Raw genomic sequence first — 14,630 nt, 5'->3', positions numbered from 1 at the left:
AATAGTTTATCTATTTGTTGAATATCCTGTAAATCCATAATCGAATTTTGGCCTTTCATACCTTCTAATACCTTTCCCTTAGTGTCCTCCAAAATTCCAAACGCCGATTTTGTTCTATTCCTGTCTCAGTTTCTATTACCCCCTTATCCCGTTTTTTTCTTAGGGTTTTAGTGCTCAACAAGTGGACTGTCATTACGGGGTTTAGGGTCCCCTGACGGTTTCTCGCCCCTCTCCAATTTGGAGAGGGGCTCTTTTAAAAAACTTATAAGAAAAGAAAGTTGGGATACTATGAAAACAGTCAAGAATAATAGACGAACCACGGTCAAAATCTGGAGCCGGGAGAATAAGCAGAAATCGCTAGTCTCCGCTATTTCATTAGCCATTAGTAGCGTGGCGATTGCTGATGATATCTCTGAGAAAGACAAACCGATGGATCAAATTGAGGTAATCGGAATTCTTGAGAGTAATACCAGAAACCTGGAAATTAAGCGGGATTCTAATGCTATTGTAGACGCGATAACCGCCGAGGATGTGGGCAAGTTCCCGGATAAGAATGTTGCAGACTCTCTTCAGCGCGTGCCAGGGATCACAATTACACGCAGTGGTGGAGAGGGTAGTCGAGTCAGTATTCGTGGCACCAGTGCCGAGTGGACCTTGACTCAGTTAAATGGAAACTACATTGCAACCTCTGATGGAGAAGCGCCATCTCGAAGCTTTAATTACACTTTGCTGCCATCCAACATGATTAGCAAAGTAGAAGTTTACAAAAGCCCGGAAGCTAGAATTGATGAAGGAGGAATTGGCGGAACGGTTATTCTACACAGTCGTAAGCCTCTGGAAATGGATTCTGGTGAGGGTGTTATAACTACTGAAACCACTTACTCAGATACTAATGAGCAGTGGGAACCTCAATATAGTGCTTTTTACTCCTGGAAAAATGAGAGTGAAACCTTTGGTATCCTGGCTGGATATACCAAGCAGGACAGAACCGTAACCTCAATTGAAAACTACGCGAGCCATTGGCGATTCCATTCAGATACAGTTGAAGGTGCTGAGCGTCCGGCAATTGTTGACCAGGAAACTGGTGAAGTTTACAACAATGTTTGGGCGCCCAGAGCTATGGGTATTGGTAATCATGAGCAGGATAGGGCCAGGGATGGTTATCAAATTACTACTCAATGGCGGCCAACTGAGCGTTTGGAATTTTCTCTGAACTATTTCGGTTCCCAGTTGGGATACGATACCCGTAGTCAGAATCTCACCTTAGCTGAATGGAATGATAACCATAACCCCTACTTTGGCGTTGAGCTGGAAGGGGATACCGTGGTCACCTATGGCAACGGTGATAACGGCTTGCTAAATGCTGATAACTGGGGCGATGCTGATGTCAATGGTGGTGTTGAGGTAGAGCGAGGCTTAATGTCTCCGCAATTGACCGGGCAGGATAGCTACGGTGAATCAGAATCTCATACATTCGACCTCGAAATTCTGTATGAAGGTGATTCTTACACAGCAGCAGTGAATATTGGGCGCAGCTCTGCAAAAGGAGGTGTCTCCGAAAGAATCATGGCAAATATGGATGCACGTTATGGTTCCGTAAATAGTTGGCTGTGGTCTATTGCCGACGGGGAACCTAGCTACGAAATCTCTACAGATCTCACCTCGGATCAGGAGGCCTATCCATATTATGACTGGTTTAGTTCTGACGCTACCCAAAATCGGGATAGGGAAGATTATTATCAGCTTGACCTGGGATTTGATACCAATTGGGGAATAGTTAACAAAATCTATGTCGGTACTAAATATCGGGATCATGAAGCCAAGTCCCTAAGAGATACTTTCCTGTGGGATGACGGTATTTCGGATAACGGTGGTTATCGTGGGTGGTTGTCGGGTACCGAATGGTTCCACAACCCGGATTTTCATCCAGACACTTCAATCTTACTTGGCGGCAGCGTAATCGATAATAGCGCAGGCGATACCGGGGCTATTAACTATCTGCCTTTTGATATAGATGCGCTTAAAGCCTACGTTAGTGATAATTTTACCCGGACTGTAGTTCCTGTCTTATCCGGTACCTATACCATCGAGGAGAAAATATTTTCACTTTACGCACAGGCAGATTTTGAATGGGAAGCCTTCCGGGGTAACTTTGGTGTCCGCTATGTTAATACCGACTTAACTACCTCGACGTACGATGACATCATTGGTCAAGAGACAGATATCACCAATGCAAATAACCGAAGTGCTGATAGTGAAAACTTCCTGCCAAGTTTGAATATTGCCTGGGATCTAACTGATGACCTTGTAATACGATTTGCTGCAGCAAAAACCATGTCTCGAGTTAGTTATGCTGATTTGGGGCAGGCTGAGTCTTATGGCCCCCCTGTAAATATTAACTCGCCGGATTCTTGGACCGGCCGTGGGACTGGCACTTCAGCAAATACTGGGCTAGAAGCGATGCTTTCCAATCAATTCGACCTGGGAATTGAATGGTATTACTTTGATGCTTCCGCACTTGGGGCAACATTATTTAGTAAGGATATCAGCAACCTTCCTATAACCACAACTGAAGTTGTATTACGTGAGCACAATTGCTGCAATGGACCCATTGAAGTCGACATGACCACAAAAACGGGTGGTGCTGAGGCAACTTCAAGAGGCGTTGAGCTGTTTGCACAACACGCGTTCGAAAGTGGTTTTGGTGTAATGGCAAATTATACCTACACCGACACCAGTACTTCAGGGGTGTTTGTTAATGGTGAAGAAACTGAGGCAGAAATTCCTGGAACGGCTAAGCACCAGTACAATCTTTCCGGTTATTATGAAAATGATTTGTACAGTGTGCGAGCATCTTATAACTGGAAAGATGATCGAGCTGGGGGGCTTCACCAAGGGTATAATTTATATGATAAAGCTTATGGGCAGCTTGATCTTAATGCCAGCTTTACCTTCAATGAAAACCTAAATTTCACGGCATCTATCATTAATTTAACGGAGGAAAAGGCAGAGGGGTTCTGGAAGCAGGAAAACAGAATGACTTATTATAATTACTCTGGGCGCAGACTATATATTGGTGCAAACTATAAATTCTAATACCTCGTTGATCGTAGTGTTGGGTGTAGAGTGTAAGCTCTACACCATTTTTTTTGACTATCGATATTAGATTATAGAATTTACATAACCACATAATAAAAATGAGCATAAATATGAAACAATCGACACGTAGAGCAATGCAGACTGCTTGTGCCACCATTTTATTTCAGACTGGTGCATACGCAGATATTGAAGTGGTCAATTCGGATGACTGTCCCTCGGACACTACAACAGTAAGCTATTCTGAAGCGCTTAATTATCCTAATGAATTTTGTGATCTTCTCAATAATGGTGATTTGGTTGGTTTATCAGACGGGTCCTCAATAGAACATCTGGGAAATAATTGCCAATTGACGAGTAATGAAAGTCGCCAATTATCCATGACATTGTGTAAATCCGAACCTTCAGCGCCTCATGTTGTTAGTGGAAGCAGCTGTGCAACTGATGCAAGCCCGGTCACCTATCTTGAGGCTCAAATCTATAAGGATGAGCTGTGTTCCATCCTGGGGGACTGGGAAATTGCAAATCTTGCCGATAATGCCTCCATGGATGGCAGCGGGTATGGGTGTGGTTCACGTAAGAATGAAATCCGTGAGCTGGGCTCAACTCTGTGTAAATCTGATACTCCTCAGGAAAGTGTGTCAGCGCCTAAAGTTGCTTACGTAGAAGTTAATAGTAATAACCTGGGCAATGCAGGCTGCTTTACAGAGAGCGATGGCAGCCAGTTGTTTGATATAGCTGTGATCTTCGCGGCAAATGTTAATTACGATGGTCAGAAAGCTGTACTGCATTTTAATGACCAAGTGTCAGACTTGCTCAATAACAATTTGAGTACAGTACAAGAATTGCAAGACAAGGGTACGAAAGTGGTGCTCAGCGTTCTCGGAAATCACCAAAATGCAGGTTGGTCCTGTTTTGCCGATGAGCAGTCCGCTGATGACTTTTCTCAGCAGCTAAAAGATGCCGTGGATCAGTATGGGTTGGATGGTATTGATATTGATGATGAGTACTCACAGTGCAGCCAAACCTATTCTGACTCCTTGGTAAAAGTGACTAGTGCATTGCGAGAGAAGATGCCTAACAAAATTATTTCTAAAGCACTTTGGAGTGATACCGATGCTTTTCAGGCTGAATGGAATGGGAAGAAACTGGGCGACCAATTAACTTATGGTTGGGAGATGAGCTATTGGTTGGGCTCAAGTTGCACTTCACGAGTTCAGAAGTACTTAAACTTGGGGGTCGATAGATCCAAATTGGGTGTTGGCGCTTCTACTGTGTTGAATGGCGCTTCCGCTGCAAGTGCATTAGCTTCCTGTAATGAAAATAATAACCTGGGTGGCGGCACTATGATATTTAATGTGACTAAAGATTCTAGCAGTTACCTTTCTACAATATGGCCAGGTACTTCAGAGGTCCCTAATTGCCTTAAGTGATTATATAAACCCTGGCTGATAGCCCCGTGGAAATTGGCATTAGTCGATGAAGCGGGGCAGCTCTAATAAAAAATGGATTTTGAAAAGTAGTTTAAGGGAGTGAAAAGGGTGTGCTCAATTATTGATTCTGATACTTATTTAAAATTACTATGTTGGGCCAACTTTCATTTTTCGAGTCAAGCGGGGATAGCCTGATATATTTTTACACTAGTAAAAGTAATGCTTCCCCTAATCAGTACGTAGAAACAACTTTACGAAGCCATTACTACCTTGCCACCTTCGCAAACAGATCCATTGTTTGGTCGATCATACCAGAACTTAATAGGTTTTCTAGCCGCGTGAGCTGCCAGAACTATGCTTTGTATTAGTTTAATTGATTCTTCAGTTACTTCCTGCGAATTCCCGACCTCAACATATATGCGCTTGCCGTCTCCGTCTGTGCATGCGGAATTAAAAGCTTGAGGAAAATTGATCTCTAATCTTCCATCGGGCAAAACGCCTACTGTTTCAGAAACTTGATAACTAGGCATTCCGACACTTGCCGATACTATTGATGAAAAAGAAGTGCACAGAAAGAGTAGGCCAATAGAGGTTTTTTTCATTTGGAAGTCCTTTTTGGAGAGGCTTAAGCAAGTTAGGTTACTTGCAAGCTATAAGAGGCTAAGTTTGGATGAAGTTAATGTCAATCAACTGGATTGCAAGCCGGGTGAAAAAAGCGGGCATTAAGCCCGCTTTTAAATCCATCTGTGAGAGTGTTAGATCTTACTCAGCGTAGCTCTCAATCGGAGGGCAGGAACAAATCAGGTTACGGTCGCCGTAGACGTTGTCGATACGATTAGCGGCCGGCCACACCTTGTGCTCTTTCAGCCATGCTGCTGGGCGCGCAGCAATATCCCGGGAGTAGCTGTGGGTCCACTCATCGTTCATCACGTCCTCAAGGGTGTGAGGTGCATTGTGCAGCGGGTTGTCTTCAGGGGTGTATTTACCGCTGGTGACATCTTCCACTTCCTGGCGAATTGTTGCCATTGCTTCGATAAAGCGATCCAGTTCACCCTTGGATTCGCTTTCGGTAGGCTCGATCATCAGGGTGCCGGCTACCGGGAAGGACATAGTGGGGGAGTGGAAGCCAAAGTCCATCAGGCGCTTGGCGATATCCTCTTCAGTGATGCCGCTGGCTTCCTTGAGTGGGCGCAGGTCAACCAGGCACTCGTGGGCAACAAAGCCATTGGTGCCGGTGTAGAGTAGGGAGTAGTGCTCACCCAGCTTCTTGGCTACGTAGTTGGCGTTCAGGATTGCCATTTCGGTAGCCTGCTTCATACCCTGCTTACCCATCATACGGATATACATCCAACTGATCGGCAGGATGCTGGCGGAGCCCCAGGGAGCAGCGGAGATGGTGCCGTTATCCAGATTGGTTTCCGGTACTTCAGTCACCGGGTGGGCCGCCAGGTAGGGCTTCAGGTGTTCGCCAACAGCGATCGGGCCCATGCCGGGGCCGCCGCCACCGTGAGGAATACAGAAAGTTTTGTGCAGGTTCAGGTGGGATACGTCACCACCGAACTGGCCCGGAGCTGCGACGCCAATCAGGGCGTTCATGTTGGCACCATCGATATAAACCTGGCCGCCAGCCTGGTGTACCAGGTCGCAAACTTCGCGGATACCTTCTTCGAACACCCCGTGGGTGGACGGGTAAGTGACCATCAGTGCGGCAACGCGGTCGCCGTGCTCTTCGATTTTGGCTTTCAGGTCTTCGATATCCACATTGCCTTTATCATCACAGGCAACCACTACCACTTTCATGCTCACCATCATGGCGGAAGCCGGGTTGGTGCCGTGGGCAGAGGCGGGAATCAGGCAGATGTCGCGCTGGGTTTCGCCCTTCGCTTCGAAGTACTTCTTGATAGCAACCAGGCCTGCGTATTCACCCTGGGAGCCGGCATTGGGCTGCAGGCTCACCGCATCGTAACCGGTGCAGGCGGATAGCATTTGCTGTAGCTGGCGGAACATTTCCGCGTAGCCTTCTGCTTGATCTACTGGTGCGAAGGGGTGCAGCTTGCCGAACTCGGGCCAGGTGACCGGGATCATCTCGGCTGTGGCGTTCAGCTTCATGGTGCAGGAGCCCAAGGGAATCATTGAGTGATTCAGGGCGATATCCTTAGCTTCCAGAGACTTGAGATAGCGCAGCATCTCGGTCTCGGAGTGGTAGGTGTTGAACACCGGGTGGGTCAGGAATTCAGTATCGCGCGCCAGGGAGGCGGGTACACCCAGGGAGCCCTTGCTGGCAATTTCGCTGTCCAGAGTATGCAGATCGATGCTGTGTTCGGTGCCGATAAAGGCATTGATCAGGTCGGACACATCCTGCAGGGTGGCGGTCTCACTCAGGCTCACACCCAGGGCGTCTTCACCAATTTTACGCAGGTTGATCTCAGCGGCCAGGGAGCGCTGGTAAATCTCTTCCTGCTTGGCGCCAACGGTGATATTCAGGGTATCGAACCAGCTGTCGTGGGCCAGATTAAAGCCTTCCTGCTGCAGGGCGGAAGCGAGAATGTCTGCCAGGCGCTGGATGCGGGCAGCGATGGTTTTCAGGCCTTCAGGGCCGTGGTAAATCGCATAGAAAGCGCTGATTACCGCTAACAGCACCTGGGAAGTACAGATGTTGGAGTTGGCTTTCTCGCGGCGAATATGCTGTTCGCGGGTTTGCATGGCCATGCGCAGGGCACGCTTGCCTTTGCTGTCTACGGAAACACCGATAATACGACCCGGTGCGGAGCGCTTGTAAGCTTCGCGGAAGGCGAAGAAGCCCGCGTGGGGGCCACCGTAACCCATGGGGATGCCGAAGCGCTGGTTACAGCCGACGACTACGTCCGCACCCATATCACCCGGTGCCCGCAGGGCTACCAGGCTCATCAGGTCGGCGGCCACAGTGACCAGGGCGTTGGCTTCGTGGACCTTGGCAATAATATCGCTCAGGTCGCGTACGCGACCGGTGCTGCCGGGGTACTGCAGCAGTGCGCCGAACAGCTCGGTGGGGATATCTTTTTCCACATCGCCGACAACGATTTCGAAGCCGAAGTGTTCGGCGCGGGTCTTAACTACGGCGATGGTTTGCGGATGGCAGTCCTGGTCCACAAAGTAGACGTTGGACTTGTTGCGCTTGACCTGGCGCTTACACATGGCCATGGCTTCTGCGGCAGCGGTGCCTTCATCCAGCATGGAGGCGTTGGCCAGTTCCATACCGGTGAGGTCCATAATCATCTGCTGGAAGTTCAGCAGGCCTTCCAGTCGGCCCTGGGCAATTTCTGGCTGGTAAGGGGTATAGGCGGTGTACCAACCCGGATTCTCCAGCACGTTGCGCAGGATCACATTGGGGGTAATGGTGTCGTGGTAACCCATACCAATAAAGGTGCGGTAGATCTTGTTGCGCGCCGCGATATCTTTCAGCTCTGCGAGGGCCTCAACTTCATTGATCGCATCGGCCAGATCCAGCTCATCGGTCTTGCGAATGGCTTCGGGCACGGTTTTCTCGATCAGCTCTTCGAGGCTGGCAACTCCGAGGGTTTCCAGCATGGCCTCTACCTGTTTGGCATCGGGGCCGATATGGCGATGGATAAAGGCGTCGTGTTGTTCCAACTGCTGCAGCGATGGTTGGGTCATAAACTTCGTTCCTGTAGTCGCAGGGAGTCGTCGCGGTGCGCTCGCGGTTAAAAATAGCACCTGGCCTCAGTACCGCTTTTCCTGTGGAAAGCCTCGGGCCTCCGCGTTGCGGATAGGCGAGGGTAACGCTTGGGAAAATCGGTTTGCAGGCAGCCCCGGGTCGTAATACGGAACCAGAGGGGGCGCCGGGCCATAGCGGCAGGCGCGCATCTTAGCAACCGGGGCGAGTAGGGGCAATCTGCAGGATTTGAGCGAGGAAACTGCTAAATTTGGGGCCAAAAAGTAGGTTAAATCCTGTGAATTTGGGGTTGGTGAGATTTTGTTCTACGCATGGCTGAGCAGATTTGAAGGTTGGCCATTTCCCCTACAGGCCGCTAACTGTTAAAGGAATGTTGTTCATCCTCCCTACGATTTCACAAAAGCTCACCATCTTAGCTGCCTCTCCAATTAACTAACACCTTATTGAGAGCGACGTATCTGCCATCAAGAGTTGCGATCATGGACATAGCTTATGGAATGAGGTCTGCATTAGCTGTCGCTTGACCCGGATATTGAATCTTTCGATCCACCTAATGAGCTGTTGTCTGGAGTGGGATAGCGGAGTGATTAGGATAGAAAGAAGTTTCGACGAAATAATTATTCTTGAGGGTATCAATTGCTTCCCTGCAAGTAGGCTATCCCCCCGAAGGGGGGATGGGATTGGAGACTAAGCTTGCTCTATTATTTGCTTGTCTTTATCTATGATCGTGGGGTTGAATTCTGAACTCAAAAATATACAACTACCACAAAGCCCCATGGCTGCTAACAATAACCAAGTATTGTTCAGTCCTATTTCAGCTGCGCCAAAACCACAAACTAGTGAACCGATGACACCACCAAAGCGAGTCGTTAATGAAAAAATGGAGTCAACAGTTGACCTGACCTCGTCCTTGACTGCTTGATGTTGTAACTGAGCGGAGGCAGAAAGACCCAGGCCGATGCTAAAATTAAACAATAAGAATAAACTAACAAACAGTAATAGATCTCCAGATAAAGCCAGTAACATCACCAGAGATAATTTTATCAGGCTGGCTACCAAAAGTACTTTTCCCAATTGCTGGTTAAAAAATTGAGCCATCCAGGTAGTGATTTTTGCTGACAAACTGCCTAGTAGCATAATTAATGCCATTAATAGCCCATACAGCCAACCTACGGGCATATCGTCCGATAAGGCCTCTAAGCGTACTGGCCAATATTTTTCGATAGCACTAGCTATAGGAGTCAATAAAATAACAGTCAACAATAAGCGCCATAGTGATGGTGAATAGCAGGCTTTAACACCTAAACTGAGTTGGCTTGGGATTTGGGCGATATTTGAAATTCGAAAACGATCAAATACACGATTTTCTCTGATTTTTATCTCGGTAAAGGCAAATAAGAGTAAGCTGCTAAATAGGGATAAAGCTAAAAGTCCCCGATATAAGTCCAGGTCATAATGCCCGAAATACTCCCCGCCTCCCACTACCAGGGCACAGCTCATTGCACCAAGCGCCCCAATGAGTCCGGCACGAGTCGCGATACGTGCAAAACCCTCTTGCAGGCTCATTGTACCTTCGGTTTGGTTAAAACACTCTACAAACCAGGCATTTAAAGAGCCAGAAAATAATGCCTGACTAGCTCCCCATAAAAACATTGCTAGTAAAGCTCCATAAAAGCTTTGCCAAACCAATAACACGAGGTAACAAGCCATAGACATCGTCAGGGAAATTAGATATACCTTTTTCCTCCCGATCTGATCCGCCAAGCTACCGGTGGGTAATTCGAAAAGTATCACTGACAACCCCATGACTGCCAGTATTATTCCCAGCTGCGGCATAGACATGCCCATAGCTAAAAAAAAAGGTGTTAATATCGGTAAAACTAAGTAGGTGGAGAAAAATCCCCACCCCATTTGAAATCCGTATAAGCGGATTAATTCTTGTCGTTCCATAAATCCTTCCTGGGAAGCCCCTAAAAAATACCAAATTCCTCAAAAGTTCTATCGTAAATATGTAGATGTAAATTTTTTCTTGATAAAATATATTCAAGGAATGTAGGTGTATAAGGAAATAAGTCAGAATCTCCCTCAATTCAACTGTAATTTTGAGCTTTAACAAAGCTAAATCTTAGTTTTCAGCGGATCTTCATTTAACTATAAATTACTTCGCTATGAGTTTCAGTCTCTAGATAATTATCGTAGCTGGAGGACAATTTAAGGTTGATTACGTTGGCCATAGTATTCAGTGTTTCATCTTCTATCATGATTCGCTCATGTTTTGCATCTATGGCAATATAATCGCAATTTAACAATAAACTTTCGAAACCATTTTTAGGCGTTGAGAAGCCCTTGTTGAACAATTCTTGAATGTCAATATAGTCATTGATCACAGCAAGGATTTGTGTTGGGGTTGCCTCATCAGAGACACTACTGCCTTCAAAGAAAACTACTGGTCCGCTATAGGACTGAAGTGATTTGACATATTCGGCATAGAAAAGAAAAGTATCCACCATTTCAGCTTCAAAACGCCCACAATTAGGTAGCCTAGGATCCTGCTTGATGGTGTCAATCAGATTTTGCTCTATATTGATCACCACGGGGTCAACTAAAAATAGCATTTCGACACTCTCGCCTAAAGCTTTCAGTCTTTGGGCGATACCAAGGGAAACCATAGCGCCTTCGCAGTAGCCTCCCAGCAAATAGGGCCCACTTGCCTGCTTCTTACGTATCACAGCAAAATAATAGTCAATCAAATAATTCAGTCTTATTTGCCGCCCACTATACACCTGGATATTTTCCAGCAAGTGGACCGGCCGGTTGATGTCCAGTTTTTCCACCAGTGGAGTAAAAGTTTCAGGACCTGCCGCTGCTGGAATCAGGAATAAACCGGTTTTGTTACTTACTTCGTTAAAGGTCATAAATTTATTAAATTCATTATAACCTGTCAGAAAGTTAACAATTTCGCTCTCGGTGCAGGATGAAAAATCAGGCATGGGTTCTGCTTTGATACTTTCAGCCAAGCCTCTGATAGTGGGTTGTTCATTGAGTAGTTTAGGTGAAACCCGGATATTGCTACGACTACAATGATGGTAAACTTTAAGTAAAAGTATTGAGTCCCCTCCCAATTCAAAGAAGCTGTCTAGTACTCCGACAGTATCTATACCCAATACCCTTTGCCAAATCTGGCACAACTCCTGCTCCAGTTCATTTTCTGGCGCAACATATTCAACCTTGCTAGTAAATTCTGGAAAGGGCAAGGCCACGCGATTTAATTTTCCGTTTATTGTTAGCGGCAATGTATCCAGGAAGGTAAAGGTGGAAGGCATCATATAATCAGGTAGGAATTCAGAAACAAAAGCTTTTAACTTGCTAGGGTCTGAACTTTTCTTTTCACTGAGGACGACATAGGCGGCAAGGTACTTATTCTTTTCGTGGATCCTATCAATTACCGCTACTTGCTGTACTTGAGGATGTTGGGCTAAGGCAGCTTCAATTTCACCCAGTTCAATACGATAACCTCGAATTTTTACCTGGGCATCATTTCGTCCAAGATACTCAAGTTCACCGTTAGGCAGCCAGCGGACTAAATCTCCAGTTTTATACAGCCGGTTTTTGATGTTTCCCTCTGATGCAATAAAAGGGTTCTCAATAAATCTCTCAGCCGTAAGTTCGGGCCTGTTAAGGTACCCTCTAGCCAACCCTGATCCGCCTACATATAGCTCCCCCGGAGCACCGATTGGTAAAGGTATTAATTTACTATTGAGTACATATGCCTTCATATCCTTTAATGGCCTACCGATATTGGAGTAAGCCGTATTATCGTCGGCTGTTAACTCTTTATAGGTCACGTGCACGGTCGTCTCTGTAATACCATACATATTTACCAGTCGAGTTGATTTATTACCATAGGTATCCCACCAACTTTTAAGTTGTTCAATATTTAGCTTGTCCCCTCCAAAAATCACCAATCGAAGTGCTTCAAGACATTCTCCAGTGATCCTTAATGTATCAACTAGTGCATAAAAGGCAGCTGGTGTTTGGTTTAATACTGTCACTTGCTCTTGCTGACACAAACGGACAAAAGTGGGTAGATCCTTTGTGATTTCTGTCGTTGGGATTACAAGTTTTCCACCTGTAGTCAAAGCGCCCCAAAGTTCCCAAACACTAAAATCGAAGGTATAAGCGTGGTAAAGTACCCAGTTATCGCTGTCATTGAAGCCGAAATCGGCCTGGGTTACCTGTAATAAGCGGATCACATTTTCATGAGTTTGTAATACCCCTTTAGGTTTGCCTGTAGTGCCAGAGGTATAAATCACATAAGCCAGATCCTGAGGTTTAACAGCGCTTACAGGCGCTTGTCTGTCGCTAGTAGCTTGATTTTCTAAGGTGTCCACATATACCAATTGGGGTATCAGTTCCAGTTCGCCAGAGAAAGCCGTGAAAGTGTGAGCATATTTTTTTCTGGTTATAACCAAGGAGGCCCCAGTATCTTGTAAAATGTACAAGCTTCGACTTTTGGGGTAGTCTGGAGAAATAGGTACATAAGTACCGCCGGCCTTGAGAATAGCTAGAATGCTAATTACCATTTCCAGGCTGCGATCAAGGAAAATGCCAATCAAAGTATCCGGTTCAAGTTGTTTTCCCTGTGCTGATAGATAATCAGCTTGTAGCTTTAGCGCCAGTTGGTTGGCTCTATTGTTTAGCTGTTGATAACTGAGAGTTTGTTGTTTAAATGATATTGCTGGTTTATCGGCAAAGGTCTTAACTCGTTCTTCAAATAGTTGATGAAGACATAGACTCTGAGATGAGCTTTGTGTGGTTTTGACCCAGTTATTTAATAAAGTTTGCTTCTCCTGCTTGCAAACCAAATTCATAGAAGCAATAGGCTGATGTACATCGGAAACCATCTGGGCCAATATTCTTTGATATAAATCAGCGAATCGCTTGATTGTATGCTCATCAAATAAGCTGATAGCAAAATTAAAGACACCGCTGAGATCAGGTTGCGAGTCATTAATATATAAACTCAAATCAAATTTTGCTGGAGAATACTCTTGATGGTGTTGAATGTCTTCTAGTAATTCTTCGCCAATAAAATCTAGCTGGTTTAGGTCGTTTAAGGATAGCTGGGTAAAAGAGGGATTTTTACTTTTTTCTACATTCGTCTGGACGCTTTCCAGACTAAACAGGACTTGAACTAAAGGGTGGCGGGAGGGGTCTCGTTCCACTTTAAGCAGTTTAACCAAGTGCTCAAAGGGGAGTTCCTGGTGAATTTTAGCTCCAAGAACCAATTGGTGAACTTTATCTATCCATTGTGCAATTGAAAAGCTTTCGTCTATTTCCCCCCTCAATGCTAACAAATTAACAAAAAAGCCTATAACATTTTGGGTTTGTACATGGTGACGATTTTCTGACGGCGTACCGATAACCATGTCTTTCTGGCCGCTTAACGTCGAGAGCAACAAATAAAAACCGCTGAGCATTAAACAATACAGAGTTGTCTTCTGATCACGGGCCAATAATCTTAATTGTTGTGAAAGATGTGTATCTAATGAAAAATTGAATACCTGACCACGATAATCTTGCTGGGGCGGACGTGGTCTATCGGTGAACAAGTGTAACGAGCTGTATCCACCCAATTGCCCTAGCCAGTAATTTTCAAGGTTTCGTAGTTCTTTTCCCTGTAAAAATGTCTTTTGCCATACGGCATAATCACTATAGCAAATGTCTATCTGAGCAAGGTCGGGTGACTGCCCAAGACAATAGGATGAATAGGCTTGAGATAATTCGGTGAAGAAAATTTGTGCTGACCAGCCGTCAAATGCAATATGATGCCAAACAAAAAGAACAAACACTCCTTGGGGAGAATCAAATCGAATAACCCTTAACGGTATTTTTTCGCTTAAATCAAAGTTCTGCTCTATGGCTTCTTGTATCCCATTTAACAGATCAGTATTGTTATTTTTTGATAGACAACGAATAGTTAAAGGGCTATCAAGGACTTGCTGGTACGTATCACCATTTTCATGAAGGCGATAAACGGTGTTTAGTATTGGATGGCGCCTAACCATATACTGAATAGCATCTACTAAAGCGGGATAGTTAATATCATCAGATAGTCGAATCAGATGTGGGATATGATAGGCATTACTTCCTTGCTGCCACTGATGAATAAATAATAACCTCTCCTGGGCAAAACTAAGTTCAGATTTCTCTTCGGGTACAGAAAATATTATCCTATTGATGAAGTCACTTTTACTGTAAATGTGATTAAATTTTAACAAGCGGATTAATGATGACTTGTGTTCTTTGATTGACTCTAATAGATCGCTGTCTGACAAATCTTTTTTACTACTCAGGCGTAGCTGTTCTCCATCCAGCCAGATTGCGACTTGATTGTTTTTTATTTTGCTGATTAATTGATTCATTTT

Annotated in this window: 6 protein-coding genes; 2 read left to right on the top strand and 4 right to left on the bottom strand. The window is 45.4% G+C overall.

Annotated elements, in window-relative coordinates; genetic code table 11:
• Nucleotides 1–288 precede the first annotated feature (288 nt).
• Both ACJJIS_RS17305 and ACJJIS_RS17300 read left to right on the top strand, forming a co-directional pair.
• The gene (locus tag ACJJIS_RS17305; protein ID WP_475708671.1) at nucleotides 289–3,096 is read left to right on the top strand and encodes a TonB-dependent receptor; all 2,808 of its coding nucleotides are present in this window, start codon (nucleotides 289–291) and stop codon (nucleotides 3,094–3,096) included.
• Nucleotides 3,097–3,209: 113 nt separating this feature from the next.
• The gene (locus tag ACJJIS_RS17300) at nucleotides 3,210–4,529 is read left to right on the top strand and encodes a glycosyl hydrolase family 18 protein (protein ID WP_444935030.1); all 1,320 of its coding nucleotides are present in this window, start codon (nucleotides 3,210–3,212) and stop codon (nucleotides 4,527–4,529) included.
• A gap of 251 nt (nucleotides 4,530–4,780) precedes the next feature.
• Here ACJJIS_RS17300 and ACJJIS_RS17295 read toward each other — a convergent pair whose 3' ends face one another.
• From ACJJIS_RS17295 to ACJJIS_RS17280, 4 genes are all read right to left on the bottom strand, one after another.
• Nucleotides 4,781–5,131 carry a hypothetical protein gene (locus ACJJIS_RS17295; RefSeq protein ID WP_444935031.1) on the bottom strand — a complete coding sequence of 117 codons (351 nt, stop codon included), beginning with the start codon at nucleotides 5,129–5,131 and terminating at the stop codon, nucleotides 4,781–4,783.
• 160 nt (nucleotides 5,132–5,291) lie between these two features.
• Complete coding sequence (gene gcvP / locus ACJJIS_RS17290) at nucleotides 5,292–8,183, bottom strand: aminomethyl-transferring glycine dehydrogenase (RefSeq protein ID WP_475708670.1); 2,892 nt, start codon at nucleotides 8,181–8,183, stop codon at nucleotides 5,292–5,294.
• Between the two features lie 706 nt (nucleotides 8,184–8,889).
• Complete coding sequence (locus ACJJIS_RS17285) at nucleotides 8,890–10,152, bottom strand: MFS transporter (RefSeq protein WP_475708669.1); 1,263 nt, start codon at nucleotides 10,150–10,152, stop codon at nucleotides 8,890–8,892.
• A 197-nt stretch (nucleotides 10,153–10,349) separates the two neighbouring features.
• Entirely contained in the window at nucleotides 10,350–14,627 is a 4,278-nt protein-coding gene (locus ACJJIS_RS17280) for a non-ribosomal peptide synthetase (RefSeq protein WP_475708668.1), read from the bottom strand.
• Between the last annotated feature and the right edge of the window lie 3 nt (nucleotides 14,628–14,630).

The organism is Microbulbifer maximicatervae (SeqCode) (assembly GCF_056231245.1).
This window is presented reverse-complemented; position numbering and strand designations above follow the sequence as displayed.

Excerpts from the sequence above, each read along its gene's own strand:
- ACJJIS_RS17305 (WP_475708671.1), top strand. The coding sequence starts at position 289 with ATGAAAACAGTCAAGAATAATAGACGAACCACGGTCAAAATCTGGAGC.
- ACJJIS_RS17300 (WP_444935030.1), top strand. The coding sequence starts at position 3,210 with ATGAAACAATCGACACGTAGAGCAATGCAGACTGCTTGTGCCACCATT.
- ACJJIS_RS17295 (WP_444935031.1), bottom strand. The coding sequence starts at position 5,131 with ATGAAAAAAACCTCTATTGGCCTACTCTTTCTGTGCACTTCTTTTTCA.
- gcvP (WP_475708670.1), bottom strand. The coding sequence starts at position 8,183 with ATGACCCAACCATCGCTGCAGCAGTTGGAACAACACGACGCCTTTATC.
- ACJJIS_RS17285 (WP_475708669.1), bottom strand. The coding sequence starts at position 10,152 with ATGGAACGACAAGAATTAATCCGCTTATACGGATTTCAAATGGGGTGG.
- ACJJIS_RS17280 (WP_475708668.1), bottom strand. The coding sequence starts at position 14,627 with ATGAATCAATTAATCAGCAAAATAAAAAACAATCAAGTCGCAATCTGG.